This is a genomic window from Flavobacterium aestivum (assembly GCF_026870175.2).
Taxonomy (GTDB): Bacteria; Bacteroidota; Bacteroidia; order Flavobacteriales; family Flavobacteriaceae; genus Flavobacterium; species Flavobacterium aestivum.
Window position 1 is genome coordinate 3,845,551 of sequence record NZ_CP113977.2, and the last position, 20,136, is coordinate 3,865,686.

General features: G+C 32.2%; 4 protein-coding genes. All 4 read right to left on the reverse strand.

Features of this window, described 5'->3' with window-relative positions; translation table 11 throughout:
- Nucleotides 1-14: 14 nt before the first annotated feature.
- A complete protein-coding gene (locus OZP08_RS16345; RefSeq protein ID WP_281322352.1) occupies nt 15-10,196 on the reverse strand; it encodes a non-ribosomal peptide synthetase in 10,182 nt (3,393 codons plus the stop codon).
- Nucleotides 10,197-10,335: 139 nt separating this feature from the next.
- The gene (locus OZP08_RS16350) at nt 10,336-11,961 is read right to left on the reverse strand and encodes an MBL fold metallo-hydrolase (protein WP_268847166.1); all 1,626 of its coding nucleotides are present in this window, start codon (nt 11,959-11,961) and stop codon (nt 10,336-10,338) included.
- A gap of 59 nt (nt 11,962-12,020) precedes the next feature.
- Nucleotides 12,021-14,405, reverse strand: a complete 2,385-nt coding sequence (locus tag OZP08_RS16355) for a TonB-dependent receptor domain-containing protein (protein ID WP_281322353.1) — start codon at nt 14,403-14,405, stop codon at nt 12,021-12,023.
- Nucleotides 14,406-14,567: 162 nt separating this feature from the next.
- Entirely contained in the window at nt 14,568-20,126 is a 5,559-nt protein-coding gene (locus OZP08_RS16360; RefSeq protein WP_281322354.1) for a non-ribosomal peptide synthetase, read from the reverse strand.
- Nucleotides 20,127-20,136: the final 10 nt, after the last annotated feature.

The following is a 20,136-nucleotide window of genomic DNA, read 5'->3' on the forward strand; positions in this document are numbered from 1 at the left end:
CCTTTTCCAAGATGTTATTCTTGAAAAATGGCTGTAAGAATATCTTCTTTTGCAATAATTTTGTTTAATATTTTTTTATTGTGCTTCAAATTATTTCCTTCAAGCATATTTTGGTGCTCCCCTTTTCCTGTTATATAGCTAACTGTTTCAAAATTTTCTTCCCATTGTTTATTTTCATTATTTTCTGTCTTTACTAACACTAATTCGGTCGGTAATTTGTTTGTGTATTTCATATGCATCAAATAATTGATATACCCTATTTTCTTTTCTTTTGCCTGGGCTACTATTTCCTGCATATTTTCATTGATTTCCGTTCCTAAATCAAATCCATCAGCTGATAATTCTATATTTAGTTTTTCTTCATCCAGAATTACAGAATCAAACATTATGATTCTGGATACATTTCTATTTAGCACATTTGTTAGATAGTTTGCTACGTCATATGACAGAATCCCTCCAGCTGACCAACCAAATAAAACGATGTCACCATCTTTTTGAATTTCATTGATTGTATTAGCATAATAAGCCGCCACATTAGCTTCATTTTCCATGAAATTGAAGGAGATGATTCTAGAATCTTCATTATTTTGAAATAAGTCCATGTATGCAGTTCCATAACCAGCTATTGGTGGAAAAGCAAATACTGTATTTTGAGAATGGCTATTTCCGTATTCATAAAAATCTTTATTCGAATCAAAAACAGTATTCAAATGGTGTTTTAATACCTCAGCAATGGCATTAAAACGAAACAGCAAGTCCACAGGATAATTTGTTGAAAATTCTTTATTCATTCTAATTATTGCATTTATTGCCAAAATGCTATTACCTCCCAACTGAAAGAAATTATCGGTAACCCCTACTTTTTCCAGGCCTAGAATTTCTTGCCATATTCCTGCCATTTTCTTTTCAGTTTCATTTCTTGGCTCTACATATTCTGCTCTTATGATATCATCTCCGCTAATGTTAGGAAGTGCTTTACGATCTGTTTTTCCATTAGGTGTCAATGGTAAACTATCAAGAACCACATAAAATGAAGGCACCATATATTCTGGCAACTTCCCTAAAAGATAATTTCTTATAGCTGCTTTGTCTATGTTGGCTTCACATGCATAATAGGCTACTAATACCTTTTCTGCATTTACTTCTTTTGCCTCAACAGCTACTTGTTTTATATCTTCTGAGTATTGTAAAAAGCAGGTCTCGATTTCTCCTAGTTCTATTCTGAATCCTCTTATTTTTACTTGATGGTCATTTCTGCCCAAAAATTCAATATTCCCATCTGGCAACCATCGTCCTAAATCTCCAGTATCATACATTCTGCTACCTGATTTAAACGGATTGTCAATGAATTTCTCTGTAGTAAGTTCTGGCTTATTCAAATAACCTCTGGATACACCTGCTCCTGATACATATATTTTACCAAACACCCCTGTTGGTACTGGTTGCAGTTTTTGATCTAAAATATATATTTGAGAGTTGGAAATTGGTTTCCCAATTGGGATCGATAGATAGTCTTTTTTCTTAATTTGAAAATATGTACTATAGGTAGTATCCTCTGAAGGACCATATAAGTTATATACTTCTATTTGATCTAATGGCAATCTTTGTATTATGTTGTGAGATATTGGCTCTCCCGCCATATTTAAAATCCCCACTGATTCAAATGAAACTCCATTATCTAAAAGTTGATTTACTACAGATGGAACCGTATTTACTAATACATTCTTGTCTTTGTCTATATGGTTTTTAATTTCTAAACCATTCTTTAATAGTTTTATTTTTTTACCTATTGATAGTGTATAGAATATTTCAAAAACTGATAAATCAAAACAATAAGAAGTTACCGCATATACTGTCTCAAATTTATTAATGTCGAATTCTGCATTTGACCAATGAATTAGTGCTACTGCATTTCTATGCTCAATCATAACCCCTTTAGGATTACCTGTTGTCCCAGAAGTGTAAATGATATACGCTAAATCATTTGCCGTATTGGTTCTTTCAATATTTGATTTAGAGTACTCCTCTTGACTATTATAAAATAATTCAAGTACATTTTCGTCGATTACTATTTTACAATTACTGTCTTTCTCTATATAATCTATTCTTTCCTGAGGATATGAAGGATCTATTGGTACATAAGCAGCTCCAGACTTTAAAATACCCAAGAGTGTGATAATCATTTTCTCGCTTCGATCTAATTTGATACCTATTAAATCGTCGGTTTTGATTTTGTAATTCTCTCTTAAATAACTGCCTAGCTGATTGGCTTGTTCATTAAGTTCTTCGTAAGTAAGTTCTTTTTCTTCAAAAACAACTGCGATATGATCCGGTGTTTTATCAACCTGATATTCAAACAAATCTATCATGGTTTTATCTTGCGGATATTCTGCCGAAGTATTGTTAAATTCTAACAATAATTTTGTTTCCTCTGCAATTGTTAAGTAATCTAACTCTTCTATAGATTGCTTAGGATCATAAATTACTTCATTGAATACATTTTCAAGATGACCAAATATAGAACCTATGAATAATGAGTCGTATATATCTGAATTATAATCAATGTTAAGGATTAGCTGTTCAGTTTCAACAAAAGTAAAAGTGACGTCTAACTTTGATGTTTTATTATCAAAATCAAAACCTTCTACTTCTAATCCTGTTAAAGCGGTATTGTTTGATATATTTTTTAATTGAGTTTGGTTTTGAAGCACAACTAATACATCAAACAAAGCTGAGCGACTCAAATCTCTCTTTAGATTCAGATTCCCCACCAATTCATCGAATGAATAGTCTTGGTGTTCGTAAGCATTTAAGAGTGTTTCTTTTTCTTTATTTAAAATATCTAAAAAGTCATCCCCTTGTTCAAACTTTGTTCGAATGGCTAGTGTGTTAAGATAAAGTCCGATTTGGTTTTCTAAATCTGGGTGTTCCCTCCCCGCTATAGGTGTACCAATAATAATGTCATCTTGGTTGGTGTATCTGTATAGCAAAGTTTTGATACCTGCCATTAATGTCATAAACAAAGTAACATCTTGCTCTTTTGAAAAAGTTTTTAGTTTTTCTAAAAATTCACTAGAAAATTCACGTGATTTATTATCCCCATTATAAGTTTGAACCAACGGTCTTCTCTTGAAGCTAGGAAGTTCTAATACCGGTAATTCTCCTGTGAATTGGTTTAACCAAAATTCTTTAGACTTTTGATATTTCTCTTGCTGAATCTCTTCATTAATCCATACCGCATAATCTTTGTAATGGATGTTTAAATGTGGTAAGTCTACAGTAGTTCCTTGAAGTATTGCATTGTATGTTTTTACAACTTCCGACATTATTAGTTGCATAGACCATCCATCGCCAATTATATGATGCATGCTAAGGAAAAAGACATGCTCGTTTTCTTGTAATTTGATTAAAGAAGCTCTTAACAATGGTGCTTGTTCAAGATTAAAAGCAATAGCATTCTGTTCCTCCAAATACTGCAAAACAGCACTTTCCTGTCTTTCTTGATTTGTAAAATCTTTTTCTGCTACTTCAAAATTAATCTCATTTGCGGGTGTTATATATTGATGTACTTTCCCCTCTGAATTGTTTCTAAAGCTTGTTCTTAATACCTCATGTCGTTGTATTAATAAACTAAATGTTTCTTTAAATTTATCTGTATCTATATCACCTATTAGCTTTATGGCCGTAGGCATATTATAGGCCAAAGAACCTCCTTCTAACTGACTCAATATCCAAAATCTATATTGAGAAGCCGTCAAAGGATAGCTGTCCATAACAGGCGCTTGTGGTATGGCTATAAACTCATTTTGATTCAGCTCTTTGCATAGAGATTCTATTGTTGGGCTAGAGAAGAAACTCTTAAACGATACCGTTTTATTTAATTGTTTGCTTAGTCTATTAATGACTTGTGCCACAATAAGACTATGCCCGCCTAATTCGAAGAAATTATCAGTAATACCCACTTTTTCAAGACCTAGAACTTCTTGCCATATTTCTGCCATGCATTGTTCTGTCTCATTTCTTGGCTCTACATATTCTCTTCGGATAATGTCTTCTCCACTGATACTTGGTAGCGCTTTACGATCTATTTTTCCATTTGGTGTCAATGGCAAACTATCAAGAACTACAAAAAATGAAGGCACCATATATTCCGGTAACTTTCCTAAAAGATAGCTTCTTAGCGCTGCTTTGTCAATTTCAGCATTGGTTACATAATAGGCAACCAATAGTTTCTCTCCATTTACTTCTTTTGCTTGAACTACTACTTGCTTTAAATCAGATGAATACTGTAAAAGATTAGTTTCTATTTCTCCTAATTCTATTCTGAATCCTCTTATTTTTACCTGATGGTCGTTTCTGCCTAAGAACTCAATATTCCCGTCTGGCAGCCATCGCCCTACATCTCCAGTATCGTACATTTTAGTACCTGTAATAAATGGGTTTTCAATGAACTTTTCGGCAGTGAGTTCCGGTTTATTCAAATAGCCTCGAGTCACACCTGCTCCAGATATGTATATTTTACCTGCAACTCCCAATGGTGTTGGCAACAAAGTACTATTCAGTATATACACCTGTGTATTTGAAATTGGACGACCTATACTAAATGGCATATTCTTGTTAAACAAAAATTCTATCGAAGTTACGGTAGTTTCAGTAGGCCCATATTTATTGTAAAAATCACAAATAGAACTCCAAGATTCTGCCAGTTTCTCTGGACAAATATCACCTCCTGAAAGAACTCTCTTCAAACTAAATTTATTAGAAGGTTTTAATTTACTTACTACTGATGGTACGGAATGGAAGTGAGTAATTTTATTTTCGAAGACAAATGCATCTAATTCATTTTCATCCAATAATACTTTCCTTGGCAAAATATATAAACTCGCTCCATTCAAGAGTGCTAAGAATGTTTGCTCTACTGATGCGTCAAAAGAAAAGTTTGAAAGTTGAAGAATTCTCTCTTTTTCATCTATTTTGAACTGCTTAGTTTGCGAATTTATTAAGTTGATAACGTTTTTATGCTCCACCATCACCCCTTTTGGATTACCTGTAGTTCCAGAGGTATAAATAATATAAGCTAAATCTCCCGAAGCATTTATTTTTCCAGCATTGACAAAAGAGTATTCTTGTTTGTTTTTATCAAGTAATCCAAAAATATCCTCATCAATCACAATTTTGCAATTACTGTCTTTTTCAATATACTCTATTCTCTCTTGAGGATACGAAGAATCGATTGGTACATAAGCCGCTCCGGATTTTAATATTCCCAAAATTGCTATAATTATTTTCTCGCTTCGTTCTAGTTTTATTCCAACTAAATCACCAGATTGAATTGCATAGCTTTTTCTTAAATAGTCTGCCAGTTGATTGGCTTGCTCGTTAAGCTCTTTATAGGTAAGTTCTTTTTCCTCAAAAACAACTGCAATATTATCTGGGGCTTTTTCAAGCTGTTCTTCAAACAAATCTATGATTGTTTTTTCTTCTTGGTAATCTGCCGAAGTAGCATTAAAATCTAATACCAATTTTACTTTCTCTGAAGCGGTTAAATAATCTAACTCTTCTATAAATTGTGTAGGATTATCGGTTCCTTCATTAAATAGATTTTCAAGATGATTGAATATAGAATCTATCAAAAATGAATCGTATATATCCGTATTATAATTGATATTAAGAAGCAACTGCTCTGTTTCTACAAAAATAAAACTGATATCGAATTTTGATGTTTTACTCTCAAAATCAAAACCTTCTACTTCTAATCCTGTTAAACCTGTATTGTTTGTTAAGCTTTTTAATTGAGCTTGATTTTGTAACACTATTAGCACGTCAAACAAAGCTGAACGACTCAGATCTCTCTTTAAATTCAGATTTCCTACCAATTCATCAAATGAATAATCTTGATGCTGGTAAGCGTTTAAGAGTGTTTCTTTTTCTTTATTTAAAATATCTAAAAAAGTATTATTCTGCTCAAACTTAGTTCGAATGGCTAGTGTATTAAGGAAAAGTCCCAGCTGATTTTCTAAATCCGGGTGTTCTCTACCTGCTATAGGCGTACCAATAATAATATCATCTTGGTTGGTGTATCTGTACAACAAAGTTTTGATACCTGCCATTAATGTCATAAACAAAGTAACATCATGCTCTTTTGAAAAAGTTTTTAGTTTTTCTAAAAATTCGCTTGAGAATTCATATAATTTAATGGCACCATTATAGGTTTGAACCAAAGGCCTTTTCTTGAAACTAGGAAGTTCTAATGTTGGTAATTCTCCTTTTAATTGGTTTAACCAAAACTCTTTAGACTTTTGATATTTTTCTTGTTGAATCTCTTCATTAATCCATACCGCATAATCTTTATAATGAATGTTTAAATGTGGTAAATCGACAGTAGTTCCTTGAACTATTGCATTATATGTTTTTACAACTTCTGAAATTATTAGTTGTATAGACCATCCATCACCAATTATATGATGCATACATAAAGAAAAAATATGCTCGTTGTCTTGTAATTTAATCAAAGAGGCTCTGATTAAAGGAGCTTGTTCCAGATTAAAAGCAATATTATTCTGTTCATGTAAATATTGTGCAACAACCACCTCTTGATCTTCTTGATTTGTGAAATCTTTTTCTGTTACCTCAAAGTTAATTTCACTTACAGGCGTTATAAATTGACGTATTTGTCCCTCTGAATTGTTTCTAAAACTTGTTCTTAATACTTCATATCGATAGATTAATAAACTAAATGTTTCTTTAAATTTATCTGTATCTATATCACCAATTAATTTTATAGCCGTTGGCATGTTATAAGCCAAAGAACCTCCTTCTAACTGACTCAATATCCAAAATCTATATTGAGAAGCCGTCAGGGGATAGCTATCCATAACAGGTGCCTGAGGTATTCCTTCATAATCATTTTGGCTCAAGGTTTCACACATAGCATCGATTGTGGGATTAGAAAAGAAATCCTTGAAGGATACCGTTTTGTTCAATTGCTTGTTAACCCTATTAATAACTTGCGCCACAATAAGGCTATGTCCGCCTAATTCAAAGAAATTATCGGTAATCCCTACTTTTTCAAGACCTAGAACTTCTTGCCATATTTCGACCATTTTTTGCTCTGTCACATTTCTTGGCTCAACATATTCTCTTCGAATTATATCTTCTCCATTAATGCTTGGTAATGCATTGCGATCCGTTTTCCCATTTGGAGTCAGTGGTATCTGTTCCAAAAGCACATAAAATGCAGGGATCATGTAGTCAGGCAACTTTGTTTGAAGGTAGTCCCTAATTTCAGCCTTGTCTATTTCGATGTCCGAAACATAATAGGCAACCAATACTTTTTCTCCATTTACTTCTTTAACCTGAACTACCACCTGCTTTAAATCAGATGAATACTGTAAAAGACTAGTCTCTATTTCCCCTAATTCAATTCTATATCCTCTTATTTTTACCTGATGGTCATTTCTACCCAAAAATTCAATAGTACCATTCGGAAGCCAACGCCCCAAATCACCGGTATCATACATTTTAGTACCAGATATAAACGGATTGGCTATAAATTTCTCCGACGTAAGTTCTGGCTGATTTAAATATCCTCTTGAAACACCCGCACCAGATAAATACAACTTACCACTTACGCCAATAGCAACTGGCTGTAAATTTTGATCTAATATGTAAGCTTGACTGTTTGGAATAGGTTTACCAATTGGGATTGTGGTATACTTTTCATTCTGAATATCAAAAGTTGTCGAAAAAGTTGTGTTTTCTGTAGGTCCATAACCATTTACGATTTTTATGGACGGATTACTTTCAAAAACTTTTTGGGTATGTTTTGGAGATACTACATCTCCTCCAACAATCAATTGACTGATGCTTTCAAAAAATTTAACGTTATTCTCTACCACACTATTAAACCAAGATGCAGTCATCCAAAGACTATTAACCTTATTCGTTTTAACGATATTTTCCAGTCTGGATAAATCAAGTAAATCATCTTGACTTGTTAGTACTAATGTTGCTCCATTTAGTAAAGTTCCAAAAAACTCTATCGTTGTGGCATCAAAGGATATTGAACCTGTACTTAGTAAAATACTATCTGTATTCAATGGGAAATAAGAACAAGGTTTTACTAATCTAATGACATTGTGATGCTCGACCATCACTCCTTTTGGATTTCCGGTTGAACCAGATGTATAAATTATATAGACTAAATCCGATGGTGCATTTATAGGCTCTAGATTTTCTGTTTTATATCTAAATCTTTGTAAATTAAAAATCATGAGTTCATCCTCATCAATAATAGCTTTACAATTCGTGTCTTCTTCTATGTAATCTATTCTTTCCTGCGGATAATCCGAGTCAATAGGAACGTAAGCGGCTCCTGATTTTAGCACTCCTAAGATTGCAATAATCAATTGTTCGCTTCTATTTAATTTTATACCCACAAGATCATCTGGCTTGATATCGTAGTTCTCTCTTAAATAACAGGCAAATTGGTTCACTTTTTCGTTAAGCTCCTTATATGTCAATGTCGATTCCTCAAAAACAATTGCTGTATTATTTGGTGTTTTGACAACCTGCTCTTCAAATAAATTTACAATCGTTTTATCCTTTGGGTATTCTACTGAAGTAGCATTAAAATCTACTACTAGCTGATTTATTTCATTTGGCGATAAATAATTTATTCGTGAAATAGAAACGTTCGGTTCTGCAATAACTCCTTGCAATATCGTACCAAAATGCTCTGTTATTTTTTCTATAAATTCTATAGTATAAATATCAGTATTGAATGTTAAGTTGAGATTTAATTCATTGCCAAACTCATCAAATGTAAACTCTAAGTCGTATTTGATAAGCAGATTTTGTTTATTTTGATACTGTTGGATCGTGATGCCTTCCAGCTCTTGTGAACTACTGCCGTAACTATCCATGTTCTGTAATATTAACATAACATCAAATAATGGACTGCGGCTTACATCTCTTTTTAAGTTTAAATTTTCGATTAATTCATCAAATGGATAGATCTGATGTTCATAGGCTTCCAATGTCCTATTTTTAACATTCAATAATAAATCAATAAAGCTGTCTTGCCCATCAAATTGAGTTCGTAGTGCTAATGTGTTTAAATAAAGCCCCATTTGATTTTGCAAATCCGAGTGTGGTCTTCCTCCAATTGGACTACCTATTATAATATCATTTTGATTTGTATATCTATAAAATAATAGGTTCAACAAACTTGTTAATCCCATGAATAGTGTACACTCCTGAGATTGACATAAATTTGAAAACTCTTTTAAAATTTCAGTATTAAAACTTCTTTTTACTATGCCTCCATGAAATGTTTTTGTTAGTGGCCTTGTTTTATATATCGGTAAATCCAGTATCGGAATAGTATTCTGAAATTGTTTTAACCAGTATTCCTTATGTGCTGTATTACCATCTCTTAACTGGTTTTGCTGCCAAGCTGCATAATCTTTATATTGAATTTGTAACGGAAGTAATGGATTAGAAAGTTTTTTTGTAAATGCATCATATAAAACAAATAACTCATTAATCATTAATTGTATAGACACACCATCACTAATTATATGATGAATTACCAATACAAAAACAAAAGTGTCATTTGAAGTTTTTATCAACTTAGCACGAACTAAGCAATCTTTTGATAAATCAAATGAAAATTTTAGTTCTTTTTCAATAAGGTCATTTATATTTTCGCCAAGACCATTATTGCTTAAGTCTTCTACATTAAACCTAAAATCAAGATCTTTGCTATCAACAATTCGTTGTCTTACTTCAGCATTTTCAGTTTCAACAAAAACGGTTCTTAAAGATTCATGACGTTCAAGTATGGTCTGGAATGCTTTTTCCAGTGCCTCAATATTTAAGTCACCTTTGAATTCAAATACACTAGGGATGTTATAAACGGTGTTTTGTTCCTCTAATTGACATAGAAGCCACAAGCTTTTTTGCGATGAAGATACGATGTAACTTTCCTGTTGATCAACATTTGGAATAGCAATGTGATTGTCACTTGAGCTTTGTGAAAATTTAATGAAATCAATTATTTTTTGTTTGTTTAATTTAATTTCCTCTAATAGCTCTTGAGTCAGGACTCCTTTAGGAGCATTAATGTCCAGTTTATCTCCAGACAAATTAAGTTTTATATTTGAAGCTCTTAATTTTTTGAGTAATGTTTGCATCGCTTTATCTTATTATATACTTGTCGGTAATGATTCCCTAAATTGTTTTTAATTACGGGTTACATAATTTTTCACAAATTCATTTTTTAGTAAAAACTTGTATTAACCCGCTTTTATCAGTGCCATCTGTGTCCCTTTTTTAGACCAAACTATAGCTCTCTACTTTTTTCTTACTATACAATATCTCTTTTTCCCCAAATAGTCTTTCCGTAATTATTCCCCTCAAATTACATTCGTCAATAAGGCGATTAGACTGAATAATAGGATTGGATTCATCCGTGTATTTTATACTACTAATGAATTCACACCAAGGTTCCTGCCCCATGGCATACACATAAACTTCTAACGGGTTAAATACATCTACTAAATGCATTCCTCTTGCAAAATCAGATCCGGCTAATCTTCTCGATTGATCATGTTCTTTTGATAATTCATTAACAACTAGAGGACCATATAACCAGGTTAATGGTGCGCCATCACATTCCATACCCAGAAAAATAACATCTACATTACCCATTAAACTTTGGGTATGCTCGTATAATTTCTTTTCTAAAATCCTTGAATCTGCTGCAAAAAGTAAAGAGAATTCAGAGATCTCAACATGATAACAAAGTTTTGCCTTAATGTCTAAATCACTATGCTCCCCTGTAAAAGGGATACCTGTAATCTTGCAATCTGAAAAATTTACAGTCGAGAATTCTTCAATTTCAATAATATTATTAAAGCCTATATTATTAAACATTAGTTTTAAAGATGGGTCTTGTAGATGCCCTCCTCCAGAACGTGGTACAATAATGTTTTTGATCTTATGTCTAAGTGGCAGAAGTGTTTCAAGTAAAATATGATCTTGATGATTATGAGTAATCAAAACATAATCAATCTGTTCCGGCAATTCATAGTCAGAGAAATGTTCTACACTTGATTCGTATCCGTAGTAACTAATTAATGGGTCTACAAGTATGCTTACCTCTTTTGTTTCAATTAATATACAAGCATGACCAAAATACCTCATTCTAATTTTATCCCCTTCATACTTAACATAAGGAACTGATGGTGTTTCAGTAAAAAACGATTTAAATAATCCTTCATCTGTTTCATTTAAATCACCCAACAATTCTCTTATTTCATTATAAGGCCGTGGGGTTCTCTTCATTTTACTTAACTCATCAATAAATGTATGTTCAAAAGGCATATCCAAATGCAATACATCTTTCTCATCTAATCTTGGTGTACTTAGACAAAAAGGGCGTGAATCATTATTTGTAACCCACAATGCCAAACTTTGATTGTTTTTATTATAGAATTTACTTTTATATAAAAGCTGCTCATAAAATCTAAAGGAAGGATTACCATTTAAATCATATATCAATTCTACGTAGCCTTTCAAGATATCCGGTACATTTTTATATAATCCTTCTAATGACTGTCCTTTGGCTTCTTTATTCAGCATTAAAACCAACTTTCTAATTGCCATTGAAAGACTAATCAACTCTTTCTGATTTACAAAAGTTGATTCCAGCAATTTTCTGACATCCTCAGATCTATCCCCACTATAATCCATAAAAGGCCCTCCTAACATTTTAGGATCTTTTACAGCTTCATCATGCACTGCTGGACATTCAATATAAGAGTTCATTATTTCAATATGTCTTTTTGTAACATTCATCGATGCCGTTCCTGGCGATATTAGATGAGCCCAAGCATACCATCTTTCTATTAAAGGCTCTATAACTACGTTTGGCTTTAAATAAACTAATCCTTCCATTTGAAATATTATTAATGATTTATTTTTTATTAACTGATTATTTGTTCAGCATTTCCTGATTAACTACCTGTTCTTTTTCTTTCCTCTTCATTACCGGTATTTCTGTTTACAATTTTTGCCTTTTTGCTTCCAAGTCTATAATTTAGGTACAGTTGTATATACCTGCTGTCATTGTAAAGGCTGTACTCCTGATAAACTCCGTTTACGGTTGGATTAAATTTTATTTTTTCTGTTCTAAAAATATCATTGGCTTTCAGTGATATTCTTAGATCATTGTTAAGCAATAAATATTGAATAGTTAATGAGGTAGAACTTGATGCGTCTAACTTTACAAATCCTTCTGTTTTTGGAAAAACATACCAATAATTAAGGTTAAACAAGAAGGTTTTTTTATCATTTAAGATGAAATCGTTATTCGTTGATAATTTCAAATTAAAACCTTCAACTCCTTTTGTTGATTCTATTAAAGATTTTGATTTTGTGTAATTAAAATCAGCCGTATTGTTACTTGTCCATCGCTTAAATTTGTTAAAAACATAGATTTCCGCAATCCCTAATCTTTCCATATTAAAGATATTTTGGTTAATTATTCGAACAACATTTGTCTCAGGATCTGGTGTTGATATTTGCATGAATACATTTTTATCATGACTATAATAAAATTTGCTTTCAAGCTTTTTATAAGAATAAATAAACTCAAAATTATCCGCAAAGGAAGGCTGCAATAAAGGATTGCCCTGAATACTCTGAAACGGATTTATATAGGCTATATTGGGGTTTAATTGAGCAAAATTAGGTCGGTCTATTCTTCGGCTATAGCTAAATCTGTATACAGAATTAGGCTGAGGTGTGTATGAAATATTAAAGGAAGGAAATAACTTTGTATAATTATTATTTACTGATTGATCTAAATCTACATCATACGATTTTGCCTGAGTATTTTCAACTCTCAATCCGATTTGGGATTCTAAATTATTACTAAACTTTTTATTTCCTGATAAATATACTGCCTGTACATTTTCTTTATATCCAAATTCAAAGTTTGATAATGGCATATCGGTTACAGGTACATCTGTAAAATCACTATTGAATGCAGAAATTAAATTTTTTGTGTCTGAAAAAGAAATTTTCCCCCCAAAACTAAGATTAACCCATGCTATCGGTAATTCAAAATCAATTTTACTTGAAAAATTATTGATACTTTGATTATTATTATTAATTCCTTTAAAAAATTGTTCTTTAGGTGGATTATACTCTTCCGAAGTCCCTTCATATGGTCTTGAATCGTCGCTTCCATAATTAAAATAATCTAAATTCACGACCATTTTTCCCCCTTTTTGATTTATCTTATATTCATTAAATAAATTTATTGAATGGAGTGTTGGTCTTAAAAAGGCATATCCAACGGAGGTTATATTTTGTTTAACTTCATTAGTATCATTATCATAAATCAACAAACTTCTGGTTGCATCAGTATTTGTTTTATTCAGATTAGTGAGATATTGAAAACCAAAAGTCCATTTGGGTGTAGCTGCATATTGCATGCTGAAAATTCCATTAAGCATTTTATGCTTTTTTTGGAGAGGGTAATCTAAAGCCCATAATTCATCAGCAAAGTGGATGCGGCTCTCTTGTTCCAGATAGATTCCGCCATTCCTATAATTCAATGAAGCTGACATACTTAACTTATTCTGATTGTATATAAAATTGCTTGTTAATGATCCTTCTCCATCGTGTTGCCTGTGCAGATAGCCACTCCCAAGAGAGAGATTCCAAGAATCTTTTTTGGACTTTTTTAACTTGATATTTACCAATCCGCTATTTCCTAAAGCCTCATATTTAGCTGGTGGTGTTGTAATTACTTCGATACTTTTGATGTTCTCTGAAGGAATTGATTTTAATAAATTTGTCAATTCTTCTTGTCCAAGCTCAATCATTTTATCGTCTATCAAAACTCTTACTGTACTCTTACCTATTATGGTGATAGTCTCATTCTGAATTTGTATTCCGGGTGTAATTTTTAATGCATCCAGAGCATCGCCACCCGCAGTGCTTATAGTGTTTTCTACGTTAAAAACCAGTCGGTCAACTTTACGATCTACGATTTCTTTCTTTTTAGAAATTACAACTGTCTCTAATTCTTGTACCTGATTTATTATTATTACCCCTAAATCCAGATTTGAATTCAATTCTATCTCCTTTGTATATAAAACAGAATTAAATTGATTGATTTTCAATTTGTATAAACCCGCTTTATATTCTAATACAAACTCACCTTTTTCATTTGTTACTTGACTTTTTACAGGAACAGTCTCATTTTCAAAAAGGACAACTTCAGCAAAATCTACAGGAATATTTTCTGTAGTAACCACTTTCCCGGATATTTTGACTTGTGCTGTTAATACGTTACTTAAAATAAATGCAATAAATAAAAACCGATTCATTTGTAATTTTTGTTTTATTAGTATTTTAATTTTAACCCGTTGGATGTAATTCCAGAAAAAATATTCAACGCATAGAAACATAGCTTAAAACTTAAGATGCTTTTAAGAATTTATTTTTTCGAATAGGGCTTAATAGCACCCTGCGGATTTCGATTTTATAAATTATATGGTGAAATTTTCAGATTCTTCAATCGAAATATTCTCTTCATTACTTGTGCTATACAATATTGTATTTTCTAAAAGCAGTGCTAATTCTTCAAGTATAATATTGTTAAACAAATCGATGATTGATAATTTGACATTAAACTGTTTATGAATTATACTAATCAATTTTGTAGCGTTCAGACTATGCCCTCCCAACTCAAAAAAACTGTCAGTAACTCCTACTTTTTCAACTCCAAGAATTTCTTGCCATATTTCGGCTATTTTTTGCTCAATTTCATTTCTTGGTTCCACATACTCTTTTCTGATAATGTCTTCTTCATTAATGCCTCGCAAAGCGCTGCGATCAATTTTTCCGTTAGCTGTTAATGGTAAGTGTTCCAGAACCACAAGAAAGGAAGGAACCATATATTCCGGTAGTTTGGTATGGAGATAGCGGCGAATTTCTGTTTTGTCAATTACAGCGTCCGAAACATAATAAGCAACTAATGCTATCTCTCCATTTACATATTGCGGCTGAACCACAACTTGTCGTAAATGTGTCGAAAATTGCAAAAGAGTAGTTTCTATTTCTCCCAGCTCAATTCTAAAACCTCTTATTTTTACCTGATCATCGTTTCTACCTAAAAATTCGATATTTCCGTCAGGCAACCATCTTCCTAAATCTCCGGTATCATACATTCTTGTATTTGATATGAATGGATTTTCAATAAATTTTTCGGCTGTAAGCTCCGGTTTGTTCAGATAGCCGCGGGTAACTCCGGCACCGGAAATATATATTTTACCCAAAACGCCTAATTGAGTTGGCAGCAGGTTATTATCCAGAATATAAACCTGCGTATTTGAAATTGGTTTGCCAATACAAAATGTCTCGTTTTTATTATAAAGAAGCTCAATCGAAGTAACTGCCGTTTCGGTTGGCCCGTATTCGTTATAAAAATCACAAACAGAACTCCATGATTCGGCTAGTTTGATAGAACAAATGTCACCTCCCGCAATAACTCTCTTTAAATTAAAACGACTGTCTGGTACTATTTTTTCTAAAACAGACGGCACTGCATGAAGATGTGTAATTTCATTTTTCAAAATAAATTCTTCAAAAACATCCGCTTCGAGTAATACTTCTCTTGGAATAATATGCAAACTTGCTCCGTTTAAAAGCGCCAGAAAAATTTGCTCTACTGACGCATCAAAAGTGTAATTTGAAAGCTGAAGTATTTTTTCGTTTTCGTCTATTTTAAACTCTTTTGTCTGCGAAATTATCAGGTTAACTACATTCGTATGTTCGACCATCACTCCTTTTGGATTTCCTGTGGTTCCCGAAGTGTAAATGATGTAAGCTAAATCTTTTGAACCGTTTATTTTTTCAATATTCGCATCCAGATATTCGTGCTGATTTTTATAAAACGCTTCTAATACATCTTCATCAATTACAATTTTGCAATTGCTGTCCTTCTCTATATAATCTATTCTCTCCTGAGGGTAAGCAGGATCTATAGGCACATAAGCAGCTCCGGATTTTAGTGTACCTAAAACGGCCAAAATCATTTTTTCGCTTCGTTCGAGTTTAACTCCAATTAAATCATCTGCTGCAATTTGATACTGATTTCTCAAATAACTTCCTAATTGATTGGCTTCTGTATTGAGTTCATTATACGTTAATTCGGTATCTTCAAAAACAACCGCAATATTATTCGGCGTTTTTCCTACTTGTTCTTCAAATAAATCAATAAGAGTTTTATGCTCTGGAAAATCAGATTTGGTGTCGTTAAATCCGTATACGATATCATGAAATTTAGCTTCGTTTAGAATCGAAAACTGTGAAATCTTTTTCTCAGGAACATCAACAAATTGTTCCAAAAGGTAGAAGAATGTATCCATCATAGAATAAATAAACTCTTGGCTAAACACACCTGCTTTGTAATCCAATTCAAGTTCAATAGCATCCAATACATCAAAAAACGTAAATGACAAATTAAATCTTGAAAATGTAGAAGTTTGATTAATCTCTTCTTCAATCTCAAATGGCAGATCATTTTTACTGGCCAGTCCCGCTCTATTATTCTGATTTTGCAATACAACCATTACATCAAAGAATGATTTTTTATTAGCTACTTTTAGATCATTTAATATCAAATCATAAGGATACACTTGATATTCTAATGCCTTCAAAATAGTATTCATCTCATCGGCGACACAATCAGTAAAGTTTTTATCAGCATCTATTTCTGTATAAATAGGAAGGGTATTGATAAACATACCAATTGTTGACTCAAACTCTTTTTTAACTCTTCCAGAAACAGCTGTACCAATCACAAAATTTTCCTGAGCCAATCTATATAAAGATATTCTCACTGAGGAAATTAATATGCTGAATAGCGTTACTCTGTTTTTATTGGCAAAGTCTGCCAATTTATCTTTCAGATTTTTATCAATACTAAAATTTAATCGGGAACCTTCAAAAGTTCCAACATTAGGATTTCCTAATTTTAAATTTGAATTAATATTTCTTAATTTATCTTTCCAATAGTCTGCGTATGATTCTATTTTCTCGATATGCAGGTTTTCTTTCAGCCAGTTTAGATAATCAAAATAATCATTTTTGCTAGCTGCGCGAACATATACCTGACTCATAATTTGCTTATAAACAGACACAAAATCTTTTATAAAAACTCCTGTAGACCAACCGTCGAATATGATGTGATGAAAAACAAATATTAACTTATAGTTGTTTTCATCAATTTGAAGTACAGATGCCTGAAACAATGGGCCAAATTCTAAATCGAACTTAATATTTTGAATTTCGTTCTTTTTCTCTTCCCCGATAAGAGGGTCGTTATTAGAACAAAAAGTAAAAAAATGGTCAATATTTATATTCTCAATCTCATTTATTTTCTGACGGACAGTTCCGTTCTCATCCGTAAAGAAAGTCGATCGCAGACAGGCATGCATCTTGATTAACTCGTGAAGTGTTTCTTTAAAAACTTCAACATTCAAACTTCCTTTGGCATTATAGGTTAAAGTGATATTATAAATTGACTGCATAGAATTATCGACCAAAGATTCAATCCACATTCTTTGCTGTGAGTTTGATGCTTCAAGAGTTTCAAAAATCAATTCATCATTCTTAGGAAGTGCTATAAAATCACTTTCACCTTTTGCCTGAACCGCTTGTTTAATAAGATTTACAATTTCATTAATCTCGTAGCAGTTAAACAAATCATCGAATGTTATTGTTATCTCAAAAAGTTCATTAATCCTATTTATAAACTGAACTCCAACAATAGAATTCCCACCTAATTCAAAAAAATCGTCCGTAAGAGTTAGACTGTCATTTTTTAAAACTTCTTTTAGAATATTCACAACAATTTCTTCCTCACTCAAATTTTCGGTTAGCAATTGTGGCTTTTCAACTTCAGGTTTCGTGTTTAGATTACCAAACAGTAAAGGATTTTTATTCTCGTTCCAACAGGATATCCTTTCAAATGGATAAGTTGGTGCAATAACTTTTTTGTAAACTTCATTGTTGTAAAATTCTTTCCAATTAAACTCCAACCCTTTATTGTACAAAGTACTCCATAGCGTATTCCAATTATTGTCATCAACAATTTTTAATAAATCTATGCCTGGAATTTGTTCTTCTGTTAATGCTTCGAGAATAGCCGGCATTGCATGGCTGCTGTTTCCAACTATAACCAGCAATATGTTATTATCATTACAATTCTTTGCTAATATTTTTAATTTTTCAAAGTCCAGGCTGAATTCTTCATTGAATTTTAAATCTTTAGAAATGATATTTTTTCCATCTATTATTTCTTTAGAAGCCTTAGCTATATTTCCATTACAAATAAGTTGGTTTACATTAAATCCTTTTGCTGAAAGATATTTGAATAAAGAAACTTGAAAAGCTAAAGTTTGTGAAACAGAAAGATCAATTTCATTGTTTTCAATCTCTTTTTTAAGTTTACCGAAAACATCTTTAAAGTGGCTGCATTTTAAGAAACTTTCAATATTTGAAACCTCATCTGAAAGATATAATAAAGCTATTTTATTATAGTTTACCGTACTAAAATAGTTCTTATCTTTCTGGTTTAAAAGTGATTGTTTTATTTCATCAATCGTATTTCCTGATACTGCCAGTTGGTATTTATAATCTTTTCTACCAGCATTTAAAGTATAGGCTAGATCCTCTATTGGAGTAGTTTCCGAAATAAAATTATAAATAGTATCAAGATATGCATTTAAAGATTTTTTGCTTTTTGCAGCTACTTTAAACCAGTTATTATTTCCGGTATTTAATAATGATTCTGCATTTGCTGTATATTCTTCAAGAATGATGTGTGCATTTGTACCGCTTAATCCAAACGAGCTTACTCCTGCTCTTCTAATTTCAGTCGTAACCCATTTTGCCCCTTCTTTTTGCAAAATAATATTTGAGTCTTCCTCTATAAATTTATTGACAGTATTAAAATTTGCCAAAGGAAAAAACTCTTTCTCCTTTAATACAAAGGCAGCCTTTATCAATCCAAATAATCCCGACATATTATCCAGATGTCCAATATTTGGTTTTAAAGTCCCTAAACGAACCGAATATTTTTCATTATTATAAGTGAATGCATCTTTTATACCTTTATACTCAATTGGATCTCCTAGTTTAGTTCCTGTACCATGAGTTTCTATATAACCTACGCTCGAAACAGGAATATTTGCATTTTTACAAGCACTTAAAATAACATTTTTTTGTGCAACTGGACTAGGAGAAGTTATACTATTAGAGCTGCTTCCATCATTATTAATGGCTGAACCTTTTATTACAGACAGAATAGTATCATTATCTCTTATTGCATGATCTAATCTTTTCAAAATAACAACAGCCACACCTTCTCCTCCTGCTGTTCCGGAGGCATCCTCATCAAAAGCCCTGCACATACCATCGGTAGACATTATTGCATCTTTTTCAAAGCTATCAGCTTCATCAAACAAATATAATAGGCGTGAACCTGCTACAATTCCTAAATCGATTTCGCCGTTTCTTATGTTTTGTACTGCTTCATGAATAGCAACCAAAGAAGATGAACATGCAGTATCTATGTTCATCACTGGTCCTCTAATATTTAAAATATTGGCAACTCTACCACCTCCTATTGAAGGCAATCCTCCTATAAAATCCAAACCTTTATTTTCAGATTGGTACAATAAATTATAAAGTCCGGTTTGAGTTGTAGTAAACAATCCTGTGTTTTGCGACGAGATATAATCTAAATCATAACCACTGTTTTCAATCGCAGTGCACACACCCTCCAGAATCATTCTATGTCCCGGATCTATTGTATTGGCTTCTCCCTTTGATATATTAAAAAATTCATGATCGAAGAAATCAACTCTATCTAAATATCCATAAGGATGATACGCATCTTTTTTCTCTATTTTCGAATTTAAGATTCGTTCTTCTGAAGGTTGTTTTATACAAACCTTATTATCTCTTATAACTTCTACAAACTGCTGCAACGTTGTTATATCAGCATATTTTATACTAGCTCCAATTAATGCAATATCCATAGCGTTTTGT